This window comes from Halorussus ruber, from assembly GCF_004765785.1.
GTDB lineage: Archaea > Halobacteriota > Halobacteria > Halobacteriales > Haladaptataceae > Halorussus > Halorussus ruber.
On sequence record NZ_SBIT01000006.1, the window covers coordinates 1 to 23,698 of the forward strand.

Sequence of the window (23,698 nt, forward strand, 5' to 3'; positions counted from 1 at the left end):
GGGTGGGCAGTCAGCAAAGCGCCCGCGAGTGGCTTGTACAGTTCACCCATTATTATAACGCACAACGACCGCATCAAGCACTCGATGGACGCACCCCGATTCAGGAGGTGCGTAACTAGACAGTGCCTCTAGAGAAATATAGTAGTGTTGCAGAGAAGTGATATGATATATCGAACGCGCTCTGTCCACCTCGTCCGAACACCGTCGGACGTCAGACTCGCGCCCCTGACGATTCCGGACGCAACCTCGACTATCCAAAACCGCCTCCACCCCGGACGCTAACTTGTCGGAGGCCGAAGACGAGGTATGCGCGCCGTTTCGTTCGCGTTGGAATACCAGGCCGGGGCCGACGCGGTGGCCGAGGTCTTCCGCGAGCATCCGGACCTCTACGGTCACTCGCTAGCGTGTACTGTCACCTCCGACTACTGCTGGCGGGTGGACCGGCTCACCGGTCCCGCCGAGGCGCTGGAGGAGGCCGAACTCGCGTTCGCCGAGGCGGGCCACGCGGCCGACTGTTTCGGGGCCGCGGAGTGCGCGACGGAGTTCCGGAGCGAGGTCCTACACCGGGACCCCTCGACGCGCATCCTGTTCACGAGTTGGCAGCGAACCGGCGAGTGCGCGTCGATACCCCACCTCGCGCTGGAGTACGTCGGGCCGGGCGTCCTGTTCGCCACCGAGCGCCGCGGCCCGCGCTACGAGTGGCACGTCCTCCTGCCGAGCGACGCCAACTTGGGCGCGTTCTCCGACGCGATTCAGGCCGAGGCGGGCGAGGGTATCTGGTTCGACCTCCAGCAGGTCACCGACGAGTCGGCGTGGCTCTCGGCCTACAGCGGTCGGCCCGCGCTCCCCTACACTCACTACGAGGCGATGGCCGCCGCGGTTGAGCGCGGCTACTACGAGACGCCCCGCGAGATTACCGTCGAGGACCTGGCCGAGGAGTTGGACGTGCCGCGCTCGACGCTGTCGTACCGACTGCGCCGGGCGGAGGCGGAACTGGTGAGGAGTTTCGTCGGCGAACCGGGAGAGTAGGGGAGTCGGTCGTCTGAGTTCGGGAAATCGGGAGAAGAGGGTCGCCCGTGACCGTCGGCGAAGGAGACGGAGATAGAAGAGAGCTAGCTATTCCCGACTCATATGAGTTGACCGCCCCGCACCGCGACCGCGGGCCACACCCTCCCCAACCGATTGCGTTGCTCGGCCTCCGCTTCGCTCCGGCCTGCGCTACTCATCCCTCGCACGCCGATGGCAGACCACGAGGGTCTGCCAGCGCGCGCCGGACACAACTGTTCGAAATTTGCTGAAATCTATTTCAGGTCCGGACTGCCGCGAGCAACGTCCCTTTTGGGCTTCGAGACCCATCCTAGACCGTCATGAACATGCTCGTGGACGGCGAGTGGCGGACCGACGCCTACGAATCCACCGACGAGGAGGGCAACTTCGACCGGCAGGAGACGACGTTCAGAGATTGGGTCGAGGACGACCCCGACGCCGAGTTCCCGGCCGAGGCCGGTCGCTATCACCTCTACGTCTCTCACGCCTGTCCGTGGGCACACCGGACGCTGCTCCTCCGGAGCCTGAAGGGTCTGGAGGACGCGATTTCCGTCTCGGTCGTGGACCCGTACCGCGAAAACGACGGCTGGGAGTTCAGCCCGGAGACGGAGGGATGCACCGAGGACCGCGTCAACGGCTTCGACTACCTCCGCGAGACCTACGTCGCCGCCGACCCCGAGTACACCGGCCGAGTCACCGTCCCCGTGCTGTGGGACACCGAGCGCGAGACCATCGTGAACAACGAGTCCGAGGAGATTATGCGGATGTTCGACACGGCCTTCCAAGACGTGGCGGGGAGGGACCTGACTCTCTACCCCGAGGGCTACCGCGACGACGTGGACCGAATCATCGACGACATCTACGACCCCATCAACAACGGGGTCTACCGCGCCGGATTCGCCGGGAATCAGGCGGCCTACGAGCAGGCCGTCACCGAACTGTTCGACGCGCTCGACCGCTACGACGAACTCCTCGCCGACCGGCGGTACCTCTGCGGCGACCGACTCACCGAGGCCGACGTGGCGATGTTCACCACGCTGGTCCGGTTCGACCCGGTCTATCACACTCACTTCAAGTGCAATGTTCGGCAACTCTCGGACTACGAGAATTTGTGGCCCTATCTCCGGGACCTCTATCAGACACCCGGCGTCGCCGAGACGGTCCACCTCGACCACATCAAACACCACTATTTCCGGAGTCACACCAGCCTGAACCCCAAGCAAATCGTGCCGAAAGGGCCGAAACTCGACTTCGAGGAGCCGCACGATAGAGACCGTCTACCGGGCAAGCCGCCCGAGCGAGTCGAAGCCTCGGCCCGGTAGCTTCGTTTCTCCCCCAGCGATGGGTAAACTGATAAGCGCGATACGGACCCCGAGGAGAGCGCGACGCTCTCCCGAATCTATTTTTCCGCGGACGGCGAATCTCCTCACATGGTCATGAAAGAGTCCACGGAGAAACTGGAGCGCGGAGAACCAGTACCGAACTTCGAGTTGGAGGGCACCGACGGCGAGACCCACACGCTCGCAGATTTCGCCGACTACGACGCCGTGCTGTTGGTGTTCACGTGCAACCACTGCCCTTACGCACAGGCCAAGTTCGACATCCTGAACGACATCGCGGCGGAGTACGACGACGCCGCGGTCGTCGGCGTCAATCCCAACGACGCCGAGGAGTACCCCGACGACTCCTACGAGAAGATGGTCGAGTACGTCGAGGACGGCACGATTCGCTACGACGCCTACCTCCGCGACGAGACCCAAGAGGTCGCCGAGGCCTACGGCGCGGAGTGTACGCCCGACCCCTTCCTCCTCAGAAACGGTGGCGACACGTTCACCCTCGCCTACCACGGTCGCCTCGACGACGCGCTGAATCCCGACGACGAACCGACCGAAATCTACATCCGGGACGCCATCGACGCGGTGCTGGCGGGTGAGGACGTGGACTTGGAGTTCATGCCCTCGCGGGGTTGCTCAATCAAGTGGAAGTAAGCCGTCTATTTGCTGTCCTACTTCCCGCCGACGAACGCCGTCGCCTCGTCGGCGTACCGCATCGCCACCGTGCCGAGGACGCTCATCACGAGGACGTAGCCCACCGTGAAGGTAGCGAGTTCGTCGGTGCGTGCCATGGACGCGCCAGCGGTCGTCGCCAGCGAGGCCACGACCAGCGAGAACTCTCCTCGCGGGACCAGTCCGACGCCGACCCGGAGCGACCGGCGTCTGCTCAGGCCGTAGAACAGGCCCCCGGCGACGCCGCTGGCGACTTTCGAGACCGCGGTCGCCACCACGGCGACAGCGAGGAGGACCGACACGTCGAGGAAGGCGGTCACGTCGGTCGTGAGTCCGATGGAGAAGAAAAAAATCGCGGCGAAGAGGTCGCGGGTCGGGCCGACCACGGCCTCCAGTCGGTGTTCGTGGTCGGTCTGGCCGAAGGCGATGCCGACGAAGAAGGCCGCGACCGCCTCGCTGACGCCGAGGACGAGCGCCTCGCCAGCGACCAGCGTGGTGGTGCCGACCGCGAACAGCAGGAAGAGTTCGTCGGCGTCCACCGAGAGCATGCGCTCGACGTAGGGCGTGCCGTAGGCCGCGACGGCCGCCAGCGCCAGCAGGAAGGCGGCCGCGGTCCCGACCGACGAGAGGACGGCCATCGCGCCGCCACCGCCGAGTGCGACCGCGGTCAGAATCGAGAGGATGACCGCGATGAGCAGGTCCTCGAAGACCAGCGTCCCCAAAATTACGTCGCTCTCGGGGTCGGCGACCCACCCGCGCTCGACCAAGGCTTTCGTGACGACCGCGCTGGAGGAGATGTAGACGATGCTGGCGAGGAAAAGGCCGGTCAGCCACGGGAAGCCGAACAGCGCGGCCACCCCCAGTCCGACGCCGAAGTTGACCACGAAGTCGGTCGCGCCGACGCCGAGGAGTCGCGTCGGTCGGGCCAGCAGTCGCTCGGGGCTGAACTCCAGCCCGAGGAAAAAGAGGAGAAAGATGACGCCGAGTTCGGCACCCACGCCGAGGATTTGGGACTGCGAGACCAGCGTCAGGTCCACCGGGCCGACCGACCGGGGCGCGTTCGGGCCGACGACGACCCCGGCGAGGATGTACGCCGGGATGACCGACTGGTCCACGCGGGCCGCCAGCGCCCCGGCGAGTCCGAGCGCGAGAAACGCGACGCCGAGTTCGACCAGGATTTCCGCCATCAGTCGGCGACGAGGTCCGCGAGCGTCTGGTGCTCGGCGCGGGTACCGAGCGCCACGACCACGTCGCCAGCTTCGAACTCGAAGTCGGGGTTGGGGTTGGCGACAGTCTCGCCGTCGCGCTGGACGGCAAGTATCGAGGTGCCGGTCTGCTGGCGGATGCCGCAGTCGCTCAGCGACTGGCCGACCAGCGAGGAGTCCGGGGGAAGGTCGTGCCACTGGATGATTTCGTCGCCGAGCGGGACCTGAATCCGGTCCAAATCGACCGGCTGGAAGTACGCCCCCTCCAGCAGGGTGCCGAACTCGCGGGCCTGCCGGTCGGAGAGTTCGAAGAGCTTCTCGCTGTCGGCCTCGGCGGACCGACGCCGGAACACCTCGCGCTTGCCGTCGTGGTGGATGAGAACCACGAGACGGTCGTCGCCGTCGAGTTCGTACTCGAACTTCCGCCCGACACCCGGCACGTCCGTCTCGTAGACCGTCATGGTCCGCGATACGGGAGAGACGACAAGAAAAAAGCACCGGTTTATTTCATCTTTACTTCTAATGTAAAATTAGATGCGCGAGGTCATAGGTGTTTTGATTGGAAAATATAATCATTCACTAAAGCAAACTATATACAGTCTTAAGAATTTAAAATGATTCTTGGAGGCGACAGCGGTCCGCAAGAGAGCCGAAATTGGTCGTCGAGCGCCCGGCCGAGGAGTCCACGCGCGGACGCTGGGCCAGTCAGACCACCGGCGAACGCTGGGCCGACCAGACCACCGGGCGGGATGAAGGGGCCGGGCGCTTCAGAGGCGTTTACTGCCACGACCGAACTCACCGAAGACCGTTGAGTGAGTCATGACGGGTGAGCGAGAACGTCCGAAGGCGAAAACACCCGACGAAAGCACTCACATCGACCAAACACTTTACCCCCCGAACCGTCGAACACCAGACTCCAACGTGCCCGAACTCGAAGCTCCGCTCGAAATCGGCGGCGTCGAGCTATCGAACCGGCTCTACCGCGCGCCGCTGCTGGAGTGCGCCGGAGAGGGACCCGATGCCGCGGACGCTCTCATCGACGAACTCGAACCCGCCGCAGAAGCAGGCGCGGGGCTGATTTGCCAAGGCGCGGCCCCGATACGCGAGGAGGGCGGCCGGGTCGCGCCAGCGATGACCCCCGTGTCGGACCCCGAGTTCACCGCGAGCCTGTCGTCGGTCCCCGAGGCCATCAACAGCCACGGCGGGCGCATCTTCGCGCAACTCGACACCGGCGGCCTCCGGAGCATGGAGACGTGGCACGCCGAATATCGCCGTGCGAACCCGAATCTACGCCAACTCGCCGTCTCGCGGCCGCCGTGGCCGCTCCGCGCCGCCGACCGCCTCGGCTTTCTGGACTTCGACGCGCACGTCCTCTCGACCGAGGAGGTCTACGACCTCGCGGCGGATTTCGGTCGCGGCGCGGCCAACGCCGCCGACGCGGGCTACGACGGCATCCACCTCGCGGGGGCGAACATGGGCCTCCTCCAGCAGTTCCTCTCGCCGTTCTACAACCGCCGGGACGACGAGTTCGACGACGGCGTGCGCTTCTTCGAGGTGGTCTACGACGAGATTCGAGACCGGGCGGGCGACCTGCCGATTATCGCCAAAGTGCCCGCCGAGACCGAGGCCCCGCCGGGCGTCCGGCCGACGCTCTCGGCCGACGACGCGGTGGAAATCTCGACCCGCCTCGACCGCATCGGCTACGACGCGCTGGTCCCCGTCCGGGTCTCGACGTTCTGGGACATGAGCATCGTCCGCGGGCGGTTCCCCGACCGAGCGTGGCGCGACCCGAACTTCCGCGAGGGCTACGTCTCGGCGTTCGGAAGCCGGTGGAAGGCCGCGCTGGTCGCCCTTGCGAACCGAATCGAGGCGTTCGAGTACGACTTCGAACCCGCGTGGAACGCCGACCTCGCGCGCCGAGTCCGAGAGCGCGTCTCGGTGCCGGTCCTGCTGGAGGGCGGGATTCGCTCTCGTGAGCAGATGGACCGCCTCCTCGGGGCCGATGGTTCTCCACCGGCCTGCGACGCGATTGGGATGGCTCGGCCCTTCTACGCCGAGCCGAGGCTGCCCGCCCGACTGCTCGACGCCGACAGTTCCGGAGATTCCGGCGGAGTCGAGGCCGTCTGCGAGAACTGCAACAACTGCACCGTCCCGCAGGTGACCGGCGCGAACGGGGTCTGTCGGACCCCCGAGGTCATGGCCGAGCGCGGGGAGCTGATTCGGGAGGGAGCCTACGACCGGGAGCGAGAGTGACGGACGAAGGGTTACAACGCCCCGTCCCCTACCGCGAGGCATGGCCCGCGAAGTCACCCACGACGCGACCGGTCCCCTCAAACTGGACGAGAGCGACTTGGACGACGAGAAAGGCAACATCGCGGTCTGTCTCTGCGGTCTCTCGGAGAACTACCCCTTCTGCGACGGCTCGCACCAAGCCACCGAGGACGAGGAGTCCGGAGTGCGCTACAAGTACGAGGACGACGACCCGGAGGGCGAGCGCCGCGAAATCGAGGACATCGTCTTTGCGGACGAGAGCGAGAAAAGTTAATCGGCGAGCGCCCGGAGGTGGTCGGGTAAGTCGGCGAGTTCGACCGCCTCGGGTTTCTCGCCGTCGGCGTCGAGTTCTCGGAAGCCGGTCCCGGTCAGCACCGCGACCACCTCGTCGTCCGGGTCGAGTTCGCCCGAGTCGGCGAGTCGGCGAATCCCGGCGAGCGTGGTCGCCGAGGCCGGTTCGACGCAGAAGCCCGCCTTCCGGGCCAAATCTGCCTTGGCGTCGAGAATCTCGTCGTCGGGCACCGAGAGGACCGCGCCGCCGGTCGCTCTGGCCGCGGTGAGCGCCCGGGTGCCGCTCGGCGGGTCGGCGTTGGCGATGGAGTAGGCGACGGTCGATTCGGACTGCTCGGTTTTGGTCACGTCCTCGGCCTCCTCGCGGTAAGCCTCGGCGATGGGGTCGCAGGCCGCGGCCTGCACGAAGTAGAGCCGCGGGAGGTCGGCGTCGAGGAGGCCCGCCGCGCGGAGTTCTCGCAGGGCCTTCCACGTCGCGCTGGCGTGGCCCCCGCTGGAGACGGGCAGGACGATGGCGTCGGGTGCGGTCGGGGAGAAGGCCTCGCAGATTTCGAGCGCGGTGGTCTTCTGGCCCGCGACCCGGAGCGGCGTGTCGCTGTTGACGAACTCGACCGGCGAGTCCGCGGCGAGGGTCTCGTAATAGAGTCGGCCGTAGTCGCCCGAGACGCGCAGGACCTCGGGACTGTACTGCGCGATGGCCGCGAGGCGCTCGCCGGAGATATCCTCGGGGACGAGAACGAGCGCGTTTAGGCCGTCACCTTCCTCCTCGCGGTCGGAATCGCCGGTGTTTCCGGTGTTCACGTCGATTCCGGCCGCGTTGGCGGCGACGCTCATCGCCATGTTTCCGTGCGAGACGGTGCCGAGCCACCGCTTTCCGGCTCGGGCGGCCCACGCCGCGCCGACGGCGCTCCCGCGGTCCTTGAAGCTCCCCGTGGGGTTCTCGCTCTCGTCTTTGAGCCAGAGGCGACAGCCCGCGCTCTCGTCGAGGTTGGCGGCGCGGACGAGCGGGGTGGCTCCGGCGGCGGCAGCGACGCCGCCGGGCGGTTTCGTCCGGTCGGAAGACCCGACCGGGAGGAGGTCGGCGTAGCGCCAGACGCCAGTTCCCGAATCCGGCCACGAAAACCTGCTTGCGGACTCCTCGGTGTCGAACCAGAGCGGTTCCCCGCACTCGCATCGCTTGCGGTCGGGGAAGGTAGCGGTCGCGCCGCACCGGTAGCAGACGAGATTACTCATCCCATCTCCTCGTCGTAGACCGACCGGGCGCGCTCGGCCCCGGCGGCGAGGTAGCCCGCGTCCACGCCGACGATTTGGTAGTCGTAGCCGTACTCGGCCCAGCGGCGGATTTCGTCGTCGCTGGTCGCCAGCGTGCCGACCGGAGTGTCGGCGTCGTGAGCGCGGTCGAGGACCGATTCGACCGCCTCGCGGAAGGTCTCTCCGGCGTACTCGCCGAAGACGCCCAGCGACCCCGAGAGGTCCGCCGGGCCGACCAGCAGGGCGTCCACGCCCTCGACCGCCGCGATGGCCCCGGCGTTCTCGACGGCCTCCTCGGTCTCGATTTGGACGACGGTGACGAGGTGATTGCCGCCGTCCTCGACCTGTTCGGCGAGATTTCGGCCGTAGTCGTTGCCCCGCGACCCCGCGATGCCCCGGACGCCCTCCGGCGGGTAGCGCACCGCTTCGACCGCCTCGCGGGCCTCCTCGGCGGACTCGACCATCGGGACCAAGACACCGGAAACGCCGGTGTCCAGCACGCGCTTGATTCGCACGGGGTCGTTCCACGCCACGCGAGCGAGGAGCGCCGTCTCGCCGTCGCCCGCCGCGTCACCGTCGCCCGCGGCCTCGACCGCCCGGGCCACGTTCGCCACGCTTTCGAGGTCAGTCGGCGCGTGTTCGGTGTCCACGACCGCGAAATCGGCCTCCCGGGCGCAGACCTCCGCGACCGCCGGGTGACCGACCGAGAGCCACTGGCCGGTCACGGGGTCGCCGTCTCTGAGGCGTCGCTTGAATCTCGGCATCTCTGTCATGAGTACAGCGTGGACGCCGGGCGGCAAGTAGGTTTCCGAGACGGCAGAACGATAGGAGACGTGGTTTTGTGTTTGTTTTAGTAATTTTAGAATTTTCTAAAGCAATCTAAGTATTGTTAAGGATTGAGAAATCCACCGTGGCGCGCGCTGGCGCGACGCGTTCATGCGTCGCGCCTTTCCGCGCGAGGGATGAGTAGCACAGGAGCGTAGCGACGAGCAACGCAATCGGTTGGGGAGGGTGTGGCCCGCGGTTGCGGGGCGGTGCGGTTGCGGTGACGCCTAGGCTTCGGCAATAGCTAGCTACTCTCGACAGAGATGCGGCGAAGAAAATCCCGATAAAGATGAAACGAAGCCACTCCCAACAGAGATTGCATCGAGGCTAGCTCCCGACAGAAGTGCATCGAAGCTAGCTACTCCCGAAGCCTAGGAGTTACCGCACCTCGTCCTCCCCAACCTCCTCGTTCGCTCCGGAAGACTCGCGTCGCTCGTCTTCCGAAGCCTCACTCGTCCCTCACGCGCGTTACTCGCGCGCGCCAGAGAAAATAAATAATAGTTCCATAGTCTCGAAATTCCGCTCCCAAAAACTCACACCCCCAAATCTCCTACTGCGCTCGAACACTCACGATAATAAACACGTACCCGAGCGTCGTCACCGCATAATTCACCGTCAGCAGAATCCTGCTCCCCGCGAAATCGTTGACGAACGCGCTGAACGTCGTTGCCACGGCCGCGGCGACCACGAACGAGAAACCGACCGCCAGCAGGAGCATCGAGCGGTGTTCGGTCTCGAGATAGGCCCGGGCCGCGAGCGCGACGAGCGCCAGCCCGGCGACAACGAGTGCCGCGCTGAGGGCGACGTAGGCGACTTCCATCGGTAGCATTTGGGTACGTGACTAATCACATGCCAGCAATTTAAAGCTGAAGCCCGTTATCAAACCGGAGAATCGGACTGAAAATGGTCAGTCGTTCGACCGTCTGGGCCGAAATCACGACCCCAGATACAGCTCCGCGATCTCCTCGGAGTCGAGGAGTTCCTCGCCGGTTCCCTCGAAGCGGTCCTGTCCCAGCTCCAGAACCACGCCGCGGTCGGCCTCCCGGAGCGCGCGCCGGGCGTTCTGCTCGACCATCAGCACCGCGGTCCCCGAGTCGTTGATGTCGCGTATCTTCTCGAACACGTCGTCGATGAGTCGGGGCGCGAGGCCCGCGCTGGGTTCGTCCAGAATCAGCAGGTCGGGGTCTAACATTAGCGCCGCACCCATCGCCAGCATCTGCTGTTGCCCGCCGCTCATCGTCTCGGCGCGCTGGTTGGGTCGGTCTTCCAGCACCGGGAATCGCTCGTAGACGCGCTCGACTCGGTCCTCGAACGCGGCGTCCTCCAGCGCCCACGCGCCCATCTTCAGGTTCTCGATGACGGTGAGGTTGCCGAAGATGTTGGTCGTCTGGGGCACGTAGCAGATGCCGTGGTAGATGATTTCCTCGGCGGGCGTGTCGGTGATGTCCTCCCCGGCGAACTCGACCGTGCCGGTTCTGGCTTCGAGGAGGCCCGCGACGGTCTTCAGGAGCGTGGACTTGCCCGCACCGTTCGGCCCGATGACCGAGACCATCTCGCCGTCTTCGACCGTCAAATCGACGCCGTGGAGGACCAGCACGTCGCCGTAGCCGCTCTCGACGTTCGAGACTTCGAGCAGGCTCACGCTGCTCCCCCCGAACGAGCGACTCTCACACCGAACCCCCCAGATAGGCTTCCAGCATCTTCTCGTCGGACTTGACCTCCTCGGGCGTGCCGACCGACAGCACCTGCCCGTTGTGCATCCCGATTATCTTGTCGCTGACCGACATGATGACGTCCATGTCGTGTTCCACGATGACGAAGGTCATGCCCTCCTCCGACTGGAGGTCGTCGATGCGCGAGAGGAGCCGGTCGGTCAGGTCCGGGTTCACCCCGGCCATCGGCTCGTCGAGCAACAGCAGGTCCGGGTCGGCCATCAGCGCCCGGCCCAACTCCAGCAGTTTGCGCTGGCCGCCCGAGAGGTTGCCCGCGTACTCCTCGCGCAACTCCCAGAGTTCGAGGAACTTGAGCAAGTCCTCGGCGCGCTCTCGGGCCTGCTCCTCGCGGGACTCGACCGACCCCGTATTCGCCAGCGCGCCGACGACCGTCTCGCCGGGGTGGTCTTGGGCGGCCAACAGCATGTTCGCCATGACCTTCATCCCGGTCAGCTCGCGGGTGATTTGGAAGGTCCGAATCATGCCGCGCTGGGCGCGCTCGTCGGGCGAGAGGCCCTCGACGTGTTCGCCCTCGAAAATCACTTCGCCCGCGTCGGCCCCGTAGAACCCCGACAGGAGGTTGAACGTCGTGGACTTGCCCGCCCCGTTCGGCCCGATGAGGCCCGCGATGGTGCCCTCCTCGACCTCGAAGGTGGCGTCGTCCACCGCGAGGAGTCCGCCGAAGGACTTCCGGAGGCCCTCCGCGCGGAGGATGGGGTCGGTCATCTGGTCGCCTCCCCGAAGATGCCCTCCGGTTTCGACAGCAGGCCGATGATGAGCAACAGCAGGCCGATGGCTGGCTTGTACTCGGTGGGGATGACGACGACGCTGAGTTCCTGGGTAATCCCGATGGCGTAGCCGCCAGCGACCGCGCCGATTGGGTCGCCGATGCCCCCGAGGATGACCGCGGCGAAGATGGGGATGAGCGCGGTGAAGCCCATGTTCGGCCGGATTTGAGCGTCGAGTCCCAGCAGGATGCCCGCGATTCCCGCAATCGCGCCGCCGACCAACCAGACGTAGGTCACGAGGCGCTCGGTGTCGATGCCCCGGATTCGCGCGAGGTCGGTGTCGTCGGACGCCGCGCGCATGGCGATGCCGATTCTGGTCCGCCGCAACAGAAGATAGGTCCCCCCGAGGATGGCGACGCTGATGACGACGATGGCGACTTGGTCCGGCAGCACCCGAATCCCGAAGAACTGGGGCGCGGCCTCGATTGGCCCCGAGAAGCGCCTGCTCCCGGTCCCCCAGACGATGCGAATCAGGTTCCGGAGGACGAACGCCACGCCGATGGAGACCACCAGCAGGACGATGGCGCTTCTGGACCGGAACCGCTCGAAGACGAGCTTGTCCACGACGAGCGCGCCGACCGCCATCACGACCATGCCGATTAGCGCCGCGACCACGATGGGCAGGTCGTACTGGGTGTTTGCCGCGAACGCGAAGTAGGCCCCGACCGCCATGTAGTCGCCGTAGGCGATGTTGATGAAGTTGAGGATGCCGAAGATGAGCGTCAGGCCGAGGGCCGCGACCGCGATGATGCTCCCGACGACGAGTCCGTTCCAGAGGAACTGCGGGTCGAAGGCGGCCATGACGAACTGCGGGTCGAACCCCGCCATCAGTCGGCCCCCTCCTCGCTGCCCGCGAGCATTCGCTCCTCGTCGCCAAGCAGGCCGTAGGGCCGGTAGTACAGCACCGCGATGAGGAGGACGCCGATGACGACCAGTCGGATGTACGGCAGGTCGCTGGCGAAGGGCACGTCGCTCGGGACGAACCGCGTGACCTGCCGGATGCCGACGATGAAGGCGGTGCCCACGATTGCGCCGAGGTAGCTCCCCGCGCCGCCGATGATGACCGCGGCCCAAATCGTGAACGTCAGGCTCGGTAGGAACATGTTCGGCGTGATGGCGTAGACGTAGTGCGCCCACAGGCCGCCAGCGAGGCCCGCGATGGCCGCCCCGAGGCCGAACGACTTGAGCTTGAACCACGTCGTGTCCTTGCCCAGAGCGAGGGGGACCTCCTCGTCCTCGCGGACCGCGTGGAGGACCCGGCCGAAGGGACTGCCCGCGAGTCGGCGGAACAGGAGGTAGCTCCCCGCGACCACCCCCAAGACCAGCAGGAAGTAGAAGAGGTCGTAGCGAATCGGCACCGACCCCTCCAGCGGGCGCTCGATGCCCTTCAGCGACTGCGCGCCCGAGGTCAGCCACCCCTCGTTGTGGATGACGAGTCTGATGAGTTCCGCGAAGCTCAGCGTGACCATGGCCAGATAGTCGCCCTCCAACCGGACGCTCGTGACCGCGATGAGGACGCCCGCCGCCGCCGCGAGAGTGGCACCCGCCAAGAGGCCGACGAAGATGGGGTAACTCGCCCCCACGGTCCGGTTCGCCAGCAGGCCGGTCTCGGGCGGCGTCGTCAATATCGCGGAGGTGTAGGCCCCGATTGCGAAGAACGCGGCGTGGGCGAAGTTGAGCAGGCCGGTGTCGCCCCAGTGCATGTTCAGGCCGATTGCGAGCAGGGAGTAGACGCCCATGATGGTCGCTACCAGCAGGGCGAGGTCGCCTACCGCCATCGGGTCACCCCCCGAGATTCAGGGCGAGGATGAAGTCCGTCTGCGGTGCGGTCCATCTGCGGGTTGTCGAGTCGTTGTGACGACATGGAAGAAGAACGGGAGGGCGTCAGGACGTCGTGGTGGTCGCCCCACCGCCGTCTTGGGTCAGTTCCGACGCCGAGAAGGTCTCGACCTCGGTCCACTCGCCGTTCTCGACCCGGACGACCGAGAACGGGCCGACGACGTTGCCGTTCTCGTCGAAGTTCTGCGGGTTGGCCGCGCCCTGATAGTCGATTTCGCTGCCGTTAGCCAGCGCCTGCTTGCCCTCGGCGAACGTCGTGACCTTCTGGCCCGGCGGCGCGCCGACGCTCCGGAGGTTCTGGGCGATTGCCTGCCGGGAGGCTTCGCCCGCACGCTCCATTGCTAACGCAATGAGATTCATCGCGTCGTAGGACGACCCCGAGAAGGTGCCGGGCTGTTCGCCGTGCATCTCCTGGTACTTCGAGGCGAAGTTGTCGAACGCCGGGCCGGGGGCGGGAGCCTGCCCGAGCATCCCGTCCATCGTGTCCGCGCCCATCTGCTCGATGAAGTCCGGCGTAATCACGTCGTTGCTCAGCATGAGCGGAATCTCGACGCCCAGCTCCCGGAAGTTCTGGACGAAGAGGCTGGTGACCTCGGTCGCGGCCGTCATCGAAATCACGTCCGGGTTCTGGTTCCGGATGGTGTTGATTTCGCTCCGGTAGGAGTCGGCGTTGGGTGCCAGCGGCGTCTGGCCGGTGATTTGGCCGCCCTGCGACTGGAAGAACTCGCCGACCGCCGCCGAGAAGCTCTGTGACCCCTTGTCGTTCTTGAACGTCAGGGCCATCGTTTCCCACCCTTGGTCCGTGGCGTAGGCCCCCTGCGCTCGGCCGCCGATGGAGTCGCTCGGAACGGTCCGCCAGATGTACTCCCCGCCAACGTCGTCCAGTTGGAGCGTGCCCGCCATCGTGGAGACCAGCGGGAGTTGGGCGTCTTGGGCCGGTTGGACGAGGTTCGGCATCACGGTACTGGACGGCCCGATGATAGCCACGACGCCCTGACTGTCCAACGTCTGGAAGCCCGAAAGCGCCGCCTGCGGGTTGGTCTCGGTGTCTTGGCGGTTGATGGTCACCTGCCGACCGTCGAGGAGTCCGGCCTCGTTGACCTCCGAGAGCGCGAGTCCGACCCCCTTCCGGGCGTTCGGCCCTATCCAGCCGAGGCCGCCGCTGAAGGGTGCGAGGTGCCCGAGGACGATGTTGTTCTGCCGCGCGCTTCCGACGCCTGCGAGGCCGACCGCGCTCGCTCCTCCGGCCAGTCGCAGGAACCGCCGCCGACGCAACGCCGTGCCATTTCTTGACATACTCCCCACGACGTATAACCCGATGATTAATAATGTTAATTAATTGCCGGGGGCGCGGGGGCTGTTTTTGAACGTTTGGGCCAACGGTTCAATTCCGCGGGGCGAGAAACATCATCGGAGCAGTAGCTCGGGAGGCGCACTCGCCGGGAAAAGCAAAAGTACCGGCTTACCGAGGCGCTGGAAGTGCCTCTGCCAACTTTTCGACGGGATGGGTCGGGCGGCGCGTCTCCAGTTGGGACCGGCAGGAGGCACCGGGCGCAATCACCTCGTCGGCGTCGGCCTCGTCGATTTGGTCGCGCAGGATGTCGGCGATGGACTGGGAGAGGTCGTAGTGTTCGGCGTGGTAGCCGAAGCTCCCGGCCATGCCGCAACAGCCCGAATCGAGCGCGGCGACGCCGTAGCCCGCCCGAGAGAGGACCGACGCGGCGTGATTTGCGGTGCCGAGGGCCTTCTGGTTGCAGTGGCCGTGGTAGGCGAGTCGCTGGTCGGGCGCGTCGAAGTCGAGCGTTCCCGCGTGGTGCACGTCGAGGTACTCGCAGACGCCGTAGGCGTGTTCGGCGAGGCGGGCAACGTCGGCCGAGTCGGGAAGCAAGTCGCGGTACTCGTCCTGCACCATCGCGGCGTCGGAGGGTTCGGGGTAGACGACCGACCAGCCGTCGCGGACCCGAGGAGCGAGGAGTTCGACGTTCGACTCCGCCCTGTCACGAGCGACGTCGAGGAACCCCTCCGAGTACGCAGGCCGACCGCTGGGGTCGGCGTCGGGGACCCTGACGTGGACGCCCGCCGATTCGAGGACCTGCACCGCGGCCCGGCCGGTCGCGGGGTAGACGTAGTCGGTGTAGGTGTCGGGGACGAGGAGGACGCGCTCGTCGGCGTCGGATTGCGGAATCCGGGGGCCGCCGCGGGCCTCGAACCAGTCGGAGAAAGACTGTTCGGCGAACTCCGGAAAGTCGCGCTCGCGGGCCACGCCGACGGTCTTCTCGGCGAGGAGGCCCGAACCGGGGAGGTCGGCGAGCCAGTTCGAGACCGGCGCGAGGGCCGACCCCACCCGAGCGAGGCGGTCCACCTCCGCGAAGAGGCGTTCGCGCAGGCCAGCGCCCTCTCGCCGGTGGTACCGGTGTTTGACCTCGGCTTTGAGTTTTGCGAGGTCCACGCCGGTCGGGCAGTCGCTCGCACAGCCCTTGCACCCCAGACAGAGGTCCAGCACCTCCTTCTGGAATCGCTCGCTGTGCATCTCCTCGGGCGGGAGTTCGCCCGAGATGGCGGCCCGGAGCATGTTGGCCCGGCCGCGGGTGGTGGCGACCTCCTCGTCCATCCCGCGGTAGGAGGGGCACATGACCTCGGTGTCGGTCTGTCGGCAGGTGCCACAGCCGTTGCAGAGTTCTACGAGGTGCGAGAACCCGCCGTCCTCCGAAAAGTCCTGCTCGGTGCGGGGTTCGAGCGACGAGTAGGCCGGGCCGTAGCGCAGGTTTCGGGTCATGTCGGCGGGCGAGTCGTCCCGAAAGACGACCTTACCGGGGTTCATCCGCCAGTCGGGGTCGAAGGCGGTCTTGAGTTCCTTGAAGGCGTCCCAGAGGTCCGGGCCGTACATCTTGGGATTGAACTGGGTCCGGGCGAGACCGTCGCCGTGTTCGCCCGAGAACGACCCCCTGTGGTCGAGGACGAGCGAGGTCACGTCCTCGGCGATGGACTGCATCTTCTCGACGCCCGCCTCCTCCTTGAGGTTCAGGACCGGCCGGACGTGGAGGGTGCCGCTTCCCGCGTGGGCGAAGTACGCCGCGGTGGTGTCGTGCGCTTCCAGAACCCCCTCGAAGCCCTGCACGTACTCGGCGAGTTCTTCGGGGGGCACCGAGGCGTCCTCGATGAAAGGGTAGGGCTTGGGGTCGCCCTCCATGCTCATCAGCAGGGGGATGGCGGCCTTCCGGAGCTTCCAGAGTCGGGACTGGGCCTCGTCGTCGTGGGCCTCCAGCACGTCGAAGGCCGACCCCGCGTGGACGAACTCGGCGTTGGTCCCCGCAATCGCGTCCTCCAAGTCGTCGTGGACCTCCGAGTCGAACTCCAGCATCAGCGCGGCCGCGGCGTCGTCGGGGATGGGTTCGGCGTAGCGGGCGTACTCGGTGGACTCGCGGGCGAGTCGGAACACCTCGTCGTCCATCAACTCGACGGCGCTCGGGTCGTAGCCGAGCGCGACGGGTACCGCCTCCATCGCCGACAGCAGGTCATCGAAGCAGTAGAGCGCGAGTGCGGTCTCCTCGGGCTTCGAGACCAGCGAGAGGGTGGCCTCGGTGACGACGCCGAGGGTTCCCTCCGCACCGACGAAGAGCTTGGCCAAGTTTACGCAATCGTTTCCGTTTGCGTTAACGTAAACGCACTTGTGGAGGTTGTAGCCCGACACCGACCGCTTGAGTTCGGGGTATCTTTCCTCGATTTCCTCGGCGTTGTCCTCGACCAGTCCGCGGACGGTTCGATAGAGATCTGCCTCGCGGTCGTCCCTCGCCACGATTTCGTCCCACTCGGGACCGCCGATTTCGATTTCGCGGGCGTGGATGGTGGTTCCGTCGGCGAGGAGCGCCCGGGCCTCCTCGACGTAGGCGTCGGTGATGCCGTAGCGCACCGAGTGCGCGCCGGTCGAGTTGTTGCCGATGCCGCCGCCGATGGTCGCGCGGTTCGAGGAGGCCGGGTCGGGGGCGAACTTCAGGCCCCACTCCGCGAGGTGCGAGTCGAGGTCGTCCTGCACGACGCCGGGTTGGACCGTCGCGCGCTTCGCGTCGGGATTCACGTCGAGAATCGCGTCCATGTGGCGGGTGAAATCGAGGACGACGCACCCGGGGCCGACCGACTGGCCCGCGAGCGAGGAGCCAGCGCCGCGGGGCAGGACCGGCGCGTCGTGGTCGGCCGCGACCTCCATCGCGGCCCGCACGTCCTCGGCGTCGGTGGGGAAGACGACGCCAGCAGGCCGGGCCTGATAGATGCTGCCGTCGGTCGCGTAGAGGATTTGGCTGTACTCGTCGAAGCGCACGTCGCCCTCGCAGGCCGACCGGAGGTCGCGAGCGAGGGCCGAATACTCGGGGGACTCCTCGACCTCGATGTCGAGCGATTCGCGGTAGGACTCGATGGAGAGGGCCGAGTCGCCGGGAGTGGAGGGAGATGACATGGCACGTATTGCCACGCGAAGGGGTATAAGTCCGGGGGCGATTAGAGGCGATATCGGGAGTCCGTAAACGAGCGTTTCCGTAACGGTAGGTTGCTTCGATGTTATCTGACTGTCCCTGCTGACCGCAGAATCAGAGTCGTGTCGTCTTCTCGAAGCCCCTTCATCCCACCCCGGTAGTCTGGTCCGCCGAGCGCCGGAGAGACGTAAATATAATTTCTAAAGAAATATTTTCGATCTTTTAGAAAATGTGTAGTTGTCCCTCCCTCTCGGCATGCTGGCCGATGCGGCACATTCGCGCGCCGCACCGGCCGATTTCGTTTACGTAAACGAAAACGCAAACGTCAGCGAAAACGCAAATGTCGGAGAACGCTCAAACGGTCCGAAAATGGATGTAAAATCGCAGTCCGGCGGCCGAACCGCAGGACGACGCTAACCATCTCGGACGCCCGACAGGAGGCGTGTAACAAAGATTGGTGCGAGAGAAGGGTGGTCCATGTCGGTACGAAGCGGCGACTTGACGGAAAAATGGTACGAGTACGTCTATCGGGACCGGGGCGAATCGGTGCGCCGGTTCGTCGAGGAGTACCCCGACGAGCGCTCGCTGTCGGTGAGTTGCGAGCGCTTCGGCCACGACTACCAGTTCGTCCGGCCGCTGTTGGCCGACCCCGACGACGCGCTCCGGGCTGGCAAGGCCGCACTCGGGCGATTCCTCGCCGACGACGACCGGGAGATGCAGGACGTCTACCTGCGCGTCACCGACCTACCCGGCGAGAGCGAGGTCGCGCTGGCCGACTTGCGGGCGAGTCACCTCAACAGTCTCCACGCGGTCGAGGGCGTCGTCGCCGAAGTCGGGGACCTCCGGCCGAAAGTCGTGCGCGCGGGGTTCCGGTGCGCGAAGTGCGAGGACGTGACCCGTCACGTCGCTCAACCCGGTCGAGAGTTCCGGTCTCACGAGAAGTGCCCGCGGTGTAACTCGGTAGGCTACCTCTCGTTCGCGCCCGACGCCAGCGAGTACGTCGACGCCCAAGAGGTGCGGCTCCGAGACCCCGCCGGTTCGGACACCGTTCCGGTCCTCCTCGAACACGATTTGACCGGGAGCGTGTCGGACGGCGATGAAATGCGAATTGTTGGCATTCCGCGTGCTAATCGGGCCGACGGGACGACCGTCGCGGACCTCTGGGTCGAATCCGTGAGTATGGAATGCTTAACGGACTCGAACCGATAGCGTCCCGCGATTTCGGAATCATCCGACCGTGACAGGTTTTCGGCTACGAAACGGCCATCATACTTTTGGCAATACAAAGATTTCAGTCTAAAAGGGGAAACGATGTACGACTTGACAGGCTTCCAAAGAGACTTGCTATACGTCATCGCGGGATTGGACGAGCCCCACGGCCTCGCCATCAAAGACGAACTCGAATCGTACTACGAGAAAGAGATTCACCACGGGCGACTCTACCCGAACCTCGACACCTTGGTCGACAAAGGATTCGTGGAGAAGGGCCAGCGCGACCGTCGGACCAACTACTACACGCTCACCCGCCGGGGCAAGCGCGAAATCGAGGCCCGGCGCGAGTGGGAGTCCCAGTACGTGGACCACTCCCAGGAAGCGACCGCACAGTAGCACCGCGCCGACTCAGGGGTGGGAAGTAGCGAGCGTCGCACCGACGACCGCCGCGTCGAGTGACTGTACCAACCGGAGGACCGGACCGAACGGGGCAACGACGTACTCGTCGCCCGACTCCTCGAGGACCGAGAGGTCCACCAACTTCTCTACGTGCAGCCAGACCCGCTTTCGAGAGACGCCCGTCAACTGATGGACCTCCTCTTGCGTCAGCGATTGGTCGGGCTCGGCTTCGAGCAAGGCGTCGAGCATCAGTCGGACCGATTCGAGTCGCGCGAGATACTCGAAGCCCGACTCGTCGTCGGGCGCACCCGTGGCCTCGACCGCCTCGGAGAGGTCCGCCGCCATCCGGTAGACCACCGAGTGGGTGTTGACCCGGTAGGCACCCTCGTCGGCGACCAACACGCCGAGCGAGAGGAGCGCGTCGATGGCCTCCTCGACCGCCGACTCGTCCAACTCCGAGCGCGAGGCCAAGTCGTCGATGCCGTAGCGCGCGTCGGTGTCGGCCGACAGCAGCGCGGCCAGAAGCGTCCGAATCGACTCCTCGCCGGTCAGCCAGAGCCACCCGCTTGGGTAGGTCCGGCGCGCCTCGGCCGGGTTGCCGTCCTCGACGAGGTCCCACATCTGCTCGGCGGTGTCGCTGGTCCGCAGTTCGGCGTCGTCGGTCGTGGGGAGACTCATTACGTTTTGCGTGACGCGGGGGCGATAAAAAGCTACCGTGCGAGATTGAAGCGGAAAACGAAGCTCACTCCGGGTGCGTCGTCTCGCACTCGACGCGCCACGCCGACTCGTCGGCGTCGCAAATCCGGGTGTACAGCCCGCGAAGCGCCTCCGGGGCCGTCTCCGGCAGGACGTGAAACTCCACGGTCCCGTAGCGGACCACGACCCGGAAGGCGGTCGAGTGGACCTCGTCGTGAACCAGATACACCGGCTTCGGAAGCTCGAACCAGTCGCCGTAGGTGTACCGGTCGTCCTCCAGCACGCGCTCTACGAGCGCCCCCAGTTCGTCGTCCGACAGCTCTGAGTCGGGCGAGAGCCGAAACGTCGTCCCGCCCTCGTACTCGACGCCGCCGTCGCTGGGGTAGACCCGGTCGGGCCGACACGGAATCTCGAACTCCGGCGCGTCGTCGGTCACGAAGGTTGGTACGGCGCCGTCACTTATCAATCTCTGCGCCGAATCGCCAGTCGATTGCGTTTACGATTCCGTTTGCGTTTTCGTTTTCGAATTTGTTTACGCATTCGTTTCCGGCCTCTCGCGGTCGGGAGACGACCGCCGTGCAGAGGAGAAACCGGCTGGCGAGGGTCCGACTGACAACAGTCCGAGAGATTTACGCTTCCGTTTCCGGATCCGTTTTCGCACACGTTTTCGAATACGTTTGCGTTCGTCCCGTCTCGCCGGTCGAGTACTGGCACGTCGGACTCCAGTTCACGAATCGCGTTGCTTTCCGAAGCGAGAGTGAAGAGATGAAAGCCGAGGAGCGTACCGGCGCGTGAGACATTGCCGTTTTCGAAACCGTAAACGAAAACAGAGTCGCAAACGATTCCGGGAACGAATCCGTAAACGACTTCGAAAACGCGGACAAAAGCGCGTCTCAGACGTTCCGGCGGGCGTACTCGCCGGAGGCCTCGGCGAGGAGGTCCAGATACTCCGGGGCGGCCTCGCGGAGGCCGAGTCGGACTGCGAGCCGGACGATTTCGCTCCGGTCGAGCGACTCGGGGTCGATGTCTCGGTCGAGTTCGCCCTGAAGCGAGGTGCCGACCGCTTCGAGGTCGTCTGGGCGGTCGTCAAGCGTCGAGAGCAGGGCGGTCACCGACTCGTCGCGGGCCGCGAACGTCTTGGCCTGCTCGCCCGAGTCGATGGCCGCGAGGGCGTCGACCAACTCCTCCAACAGGTCGTCGGTGCCCGGCGGGTTCGTGGCGGACTCGGCGAGGCGGTCGGTGCGCTGGGTCTGCTGGCGGAGTTCTTCGAGGTCGGGGTCGCTCACGCGGTCTCACCCCCGGCCGGGGCGGCGCGCTCGCTTTCGCGTTCACGCGAGGCCAGCCGCTCGGCCAGCGCCTCGGCATTTTCTAGGAATGATTCGCGTGCGCGTTGGGCGGTCGTGGACGGCTCCTCTAGCGCGAAGGCGGTCCGGCCCGACTCGGCGGCGTTGCGGATGTCCTGACTGACCGGGACGTGAGCGGGCGCGAACGCCTCGGGGTAGGCCCCCTCGAAGGCGTCGAGGTACTCCTCGGCGAGTGTCGTCCGGGTGTCGACCTTGTTCGGGAGGACCATCGCCAGTTCCACGTCCACGTCGAAGTTCGCGCCGATTTTGTCGAGGTCGGCCCGGAGCGCCTCGGCCTGCTCGGACTCGAACGGCCCCATCTCGACCGGCGCGATGACGTTGCGCGCGGCCCAGAGACCGTTGTAGCTGACGTTGTTCGTCAGCCCCGGCAGGTCGATGAGGATGGCGTCATAGCCAAGCGGTTCGATATACTCGTCGAGGAAGGAGTCGAGTCGGGAGTAGCGGTCCTGCGCGTCGTCGATGTTGCCCAGTTCGGCGTCGAGGCTGTCCAGCCCCGGGTGGGCCGGAATCAGGTCCACGCCCTCGTCGGTTTCGAGGACGAGGTCTTCGACCGCGGCCTCGCCCAGTTTCTCGGCGATGGCGTCCCACTGGTCTTGGAACACCGTCGAGATGTTGGGCCAGTCGTCGTCCTCCTCGATTTGGCGCTCGACGGTCTCCCATCGCCCGAAGTGCTTGACGAGGTCGCCCTGCTTACCGGCGAGGTCGATGAGCAACACGTCGTTTCCCTGCTCTGCGAGCGCCACCCCGAGGTGGGCCGCGGTGGTCGTCTTGCCCGTCCCTCCCTTGTCGAGGAAGGTACAGGCGCGGATGGACCGAGACATGATTTGCGTTTGCGCAAACGCAAACGACCCATTTAATCCTTTGTCAGACATCTGTGGGAGAAACAACATTTGCGAAATCGTTTGCGGAAGCGTAAACGCAAACGAAAACGGGATCGTGTCAGCGAAGGCCGGAATCGCTAACCGGCGTGAGACCCAATGTCCCGACATGGACATCTTCTTCCTCGCGGCGGTGGCGCTCCTGCTCGCGGGCGTCGTCGGAAGCGTCGTGCCGGTCGCCCCCGGCGCGGGCCTGTCGCTTGCAGGCATCTACCTCTACTGGTGGTCGTCGGGCTACGCGGTCCCCGGTCTCGCGGCGCTGGCGGCGTTCACGCTGGTCGGCCTCGCCGCAATCGTCGCCGACCAGTTCGGCGGGGCGCTCGCCGCGAACGCGGGCGGCGCGTCGGCGAAGACGACCCTCCTCGCCAGCGTGGTCAGCATCCCGCTGTTGTTCGTCGCGGGACCGGTCGGCCTCGTCCTCGGCATCGCGGGCACGGTGTTCGTCGCCGAGTTCTACCGGACTCAGAGCGCGGGCCGAGGAGCGCGGGCGGCGGCCTTCGCCGCGGTCGGCGTCCTCGGGTCGGCGGTGGTCCAATTGATCGTCACGCTCTCGCTGCTGGTCGGATTCGCCTTCGTCGCCGTCTAACCTTTTTGGTCGGTCGGAGAGTAGTAGTAGCGACATGAAGCCACGTGCCGTGCTACTGGTGGGTGCGCTCGTCCTGCTGGCGGGTTGCATCGGCGGACTCGGCGGACCCGGCGGCGGGGCCTCGGACGACGCGAATCGACAGACGACTAGTGCAGAAGTAGCCGATTCGACGGCGGACGGGTCGGCGGCAGACGGGTCGACAGCGGACGGTTCGACGGCGACCGATTCGCCGACCGAGACGCCCGCGCCGCCGACGACCACCGACGTCGAGCGAGTCGTCAACGCGACGTTCGTGGTCGAGGACGGAGAGAACGTCAGCGTCTCGCTCATGGTCGCCGACGAGCCGTCCGAGCGCCAGTCGGGGCTGATGCACCGCGAGTCGCTGGCCAACGACACCGGGATGGTCTTCGTCTATCCGAACCCCCAGCAGGTCTCGTTCTGGATGAAGAACACCCTGATTCCGCTCGACATGATATTCGTCTCCGAGAGCGGGACCGTGCTGAACGTCCAGCACGCCGAACCACAGCCGAACGCCTCGACCAGCGAGTTGGACACCTACCCGAGCGACGGGAAGGCCAAGTACGTCGTCGAACTCCCGCGCGGGTTCGCCAACCGGACCGGCGTGGAACCGGGGTCGAAGCTGGTGTTCAACGGCACCGCACCGACCGCCGAGGAGTAGCGCGCGACCGCGGGGGAAGTTTCGCTGTTTCTCTTGAGCCACCTTCCTCCGTGGTAAAGAAATAAAATTGCAATTTAGGGAAATGTATAGTCCCGTGAGAGACGTTACAGGGTCGATGAAGAACACAAAGCATTTACGTGATTGGTGTGACGAGATGAATACCTCGGGTAGGGGTACACGAGG

At 65.7% G+C, this 23,698-nt stretch carries 25 protein-coding genes; 10 read left to right on the top strand and 15 right to left on the bottom strand.

Annotation, left to right across the window (positions count from 1 at the left end):
* The 4 genes from EPL01_RS09490 to EPL01_RS09505 all read left to right on the top strand — a co-directional run.
* On the top strand, nt 1–119 hold a 119-nt coding region (locus tag EPL01_RS09490; RefSeq protein WP_135824065.1), incomplete at its 5' end, for an integrase core domain-containing protein.
* 187 nt (nt 120–306) lie between these two features.
* Complete coding sequence (locus EPL01_RS09495; protein ID WP_135825036.1) at nt 307–1,029, top strand: helix-turn-helix domain-containing protein; 723 nt, start codon at nt 307–309, stop codon at nt 1,027–1,029.
* A gap of 338 nt (nt 1,030–1,367) precedes the next feature.
* Complete coding sequence (locus EPL01_RS09500) at nt 1,368–2,369, top strand: glutathione S-transferase family protein (protein WP_135825037.1); 1,002 nt, start codon at nt 1,368–1,370, stop codon at nt 2,367–2,369.
* Between the two features lie 108 nt (nt 2,370–2,477).
* A complete protein-coding gene (locus tag EPL01_RS09505) occupies nt 2,478–3,035 on the top strand; it encodes a thioredoxin family protein (protein WP_168215855.1) in 558 nt (185 codons plus the stop codon).
* Between the two features lie 17 nt (nt 3,036–3,052).
* Here the strand turns inward: EPL01_RS09505 and EPL01_RS09510 are convergent, their stop codons facing one another.
* Nucleotides 3,053–4,240: a cation:proton antiporter gene (locus EPL01_RS09510; RefSeq protein ID WP_135825038.1), complete on the bottom strand. Its 1,188-nt coding sequence runs from the start codon at nt 4,238–4,240 to the stop codon at nt 3,053–3,055.
* Nucleotides 4,240–4,719, bottom strand: a complete 480-nt coding sequence (locus EPL01_RS09515) for a cation:proton antiporter regulatory subunit (protein ID WP_135825039.1) — start codon at nt 4,717–4,719, stop codon at nt 4,240–4,242. Before EPL01_RS09515 ends, EPL01_RS09510 begins: the two co-directional genes overlap by 1 nt.
* A 460-nt stretch (nt 4,720–5,179) precedes the next feature.
* Here EPL01_RS09515 and EPL01_RS09520 point away from each other — a divergent pair, with 460 nt between their 5' ends.
* Both EPL01_RS09520 and EPL01_RS09525 read left to right on the top strand, forming a co-directional pair.
* Nucleotides 5,180–6,511, top strand: coding sequence for an oxidoreductase (locus EPL01_RS09520; protein WP_210424115.1), 1,332 nt, complete (start codon nt 5,180–5,182; stop codon nt 6,509–6,511).
* 40 nt (nt 6,512–6,551) lie between these two features.
* A complete protein-coding gene (locus EPL01_RS09525; protein WP_135825041.1) occupies nt 6,552–6,803 on the top strand; it encodes a CDGSH iron-sulfur domain-containing protein in 252 nt (83 codons plus the stop codon).
* Here EPL01_RS09525 and EPL01_RS09530 read toward each other — a convergent pair.
* From EPL01_RS09530 to EPL01_RS09570, 9 genes are all read right to left on the bottom strand, one after another.
* Complete coding sequence (locus EPL01_RS09530; protein WP_135825042.1) at nt 6,800–8,053, bottom strand: threonine synthase; 1,254 nt, start codon at nt 8,051–8,053, stop codon at nt 6,800–6,802. The genes EPL01_RS09525 and EPL01_RS09530 overlap by 4 nt on opposite strands.
* A complete protein-coding gene (locus EPL01_RS09535) occupies nt 8,050–8,844 on the bottom strand; it encodes an HpcH/HpaI aldolase family protein (RefSeq protein ID WP_135825043.1) in 795 nt (264 codons plus the stop codon). Before EPL01_RS09535 ends, EPL01_RS09530 begins: the two co-directional genes overlap by 4 nt.
* Before the next feature lie 602 nt (nt 8,845–9,446).
* Nucleotides 9,447–9,725: a DUF7521 family protein gene (locus EPL01_RS09540; RefSeq protein WP_135825044.1), complete on the bottom strand. Its 279-nt coding sequence runs from the start codon at nt 9,723–9,725 to the stop codon at nt 9,447–9,449.
* 105 nt (nt 9,726–9,830) lie between these two features.
* Nucleotides 9,831–10,538 (bottom strand): ABC transporter ATP-binding protein, encoded by a 708-nt coding sequence (locus EPL01_RS09545; RefSeq protein ID WP_135825045.1) that lies wholly within the window; start codon nt 10,536–10,538, stop codon nt 9,831–9,833.
* A gap of 25 nt (nt 10,539–10,563) precedes the next feature.
* Entirely contained in the window at nt 10,564–11,334 is a 771-nt protein-coding gene (locus tag EPL01_RS09550; RefSeq protein ID WP_135825046.1) for an ABC transporter ATP-binding protein, read from the bottom strand.
* Entirely contained in the window at nt 11,331–12,224 is an 894-nt protein-coding gene (locus tag EPL01_RS09555) for a branched-chain amino acid ABC transporter permease (protein ID WP_210424116.1), read from the bottom strand. The genes EPL01_RS09550 and EPL01_RS09555 overlap by 4 nt, the downstream gene beginning before the upstream one ends.
* Complete coding sequence (locus tag EPL01_RS09560; RefSeq protein WP_135825047.1) at nt 12,224–13,174, bottom strand: branched-chain amino acid ABC transporter permease; 951 nt, start codon at nt 13,172–13,174, stop codon at nt 12,224–12,226. The genes EPL01_RS09555 and EPL01_RS09560 overlap by 1 nt, the downstream gene beginning before the upstream one ends.
* Nucleotides 13,175–13,280: 106 nt before the next feature.
* Nucleotides 13,281–14,531 carry an ABC transporter substrate-binding protein gene (locus EPL01_RS09565; RefSeq protein WP_135825048.1) on the bottom strand — a complete coding sequence of 417 codons (1,251 nt, stop codon included), beginning with the start codon at nt 14,529–14,531 and terminating at the stop codon, nt 13,281–13,283.
* Nucleotides 14,532–14,697: 166 nt separating this feature from the next.
* Nucleotides 14,698–17,685, bottom strand: coding sequence for an FAD-binding and (Fe-S)-binding domain-containing protein (locus EPL01_RS09570; RefSeq protein ID WP_135825049.1), 2,988 nt, complete (start codon nt 17,683–17,685; stop codon nt 14,698–14,700).
* Nucleotides 17,686–18,178: 493 nt separating this feature from the next.
* On the opposite strand from EPL01_RS09570, the gene EPL01_RS09575 reads away from it, so the two are divergent.
* Nucleotides 18,179–18,910: a minichromosome maintenance protein MCM gene (locus tag EPL01_RS09575; protein ID WP_135825050.1), complete on the top strand. Its 732-nt coding sequence runs from the start codon at nt 18,179–18,181 to the stop codon at nt 18,908–18,910.
* A 102-nt stretch (nt 18,911–19,012) separates the two neighbouring features.
* Nucleotides 19,013–19,309 carry a PadR family transcriptional regulator gene (locus tag EPL01_RS09580; RefSeq protein ID WP_135825051.1) on the top strand — a complete coding sequence of 99 codons (297 nt, stop codon included), beginning with the start codon at nt 19,013–19,015 and terminating at the stop codon, nt 19,307–19,309.
* Between the two features lie 12 nt (nt 19,310–19,321).
* Here the strand turns inward: EPL01_RS09580 and EPL01_RS09585 are convergent, their stop codons facing one another.
* The 4 genes from EPL01_RS09585 to EPL01_RS09600 form a co-directional block, all read right to left on the bottom strand.
* Nucleotides 19,322–19,990, bottom strand: coding sequence for a hypothetical protein (locus EPL01_RS09585; protein WP_135825052.1), 669 nt, complete (start codon nt 19,988–19,990; stop codon nt 19,322–19,324).
* A gap of 64 nt (nt 19,991–20,054) precedes the next feature.
* Nucleotides 20,055–20,444, bottom strand: a complete 390-nt coding sequence (locus EPL01_RS09590) for a hypothetical protein (RefSeq protein WP_135825053.1) — start codon at nt 20,442–20,444, stop codon at nt 20,055–20,057.
* Nucleotides 20,445–20,901: 457 nt separating this feature from the next.
* Nucleotides 20,902–21,294 carry a DUF8115 family protein gene (locus tag EPL01_RS09595; protein WP_135825054.1) on the bottom strand — a complete coding sequence of 131 codons (393 nt, stop codon included), beginning with the start codon at nt 21,292–21,294 and terminating at the stop codon, nt 20,902–20,904.
* A complete protein-coding gene (locus EPL01_RS09600; RefSeq protein ID WP_135825055.1) occupies nt 21,291–22,193 on the bottom strand; it encodes a ParA family protein in 903 nt (300 codons plus the stop codon). Before EPL01_RS09600 ends, EPL01_RS09595 begins: the two co-directional genes overlap by 4 nt.
* A gap of 166 nt (nt 22,194–22,359) precedes the next feature.
* On the opposite strand from EPL01_RS09600, the gene EPL01_RS09605 reads away from it, so the two are divergent.
* Both EPL01_RS09605 and EPL01_RS22025 read left to right on the top strand, forming a co-directional pair.
* Nucleotides 22,360–22,836, top strand: coding sequence for a DUF456 family protein (locus EPL01_RS09605; RefSeq protein WP_135825056.1), 477 nt, complete (start codon nt 22,360–22,362; stop codon nt 22,834–22,836).
* 34 nt (nt 22,837–22,870) lie between these two features.
* The gene (locus tag EPL01_RS22025) at nt 22,871–23,515 is read left to right on the top strand and encodes a DUF192 domain-containing protein (RefSeq protein ID WP_210424117.1); all 645 of its coding nucleotides are present in this window, start codon (nt 22,871–22,873) and stop codon (nt 23,513–23,515) included.
* Nucleotides 23,516–23,698 lie beyond the last annotated feature (183 nt).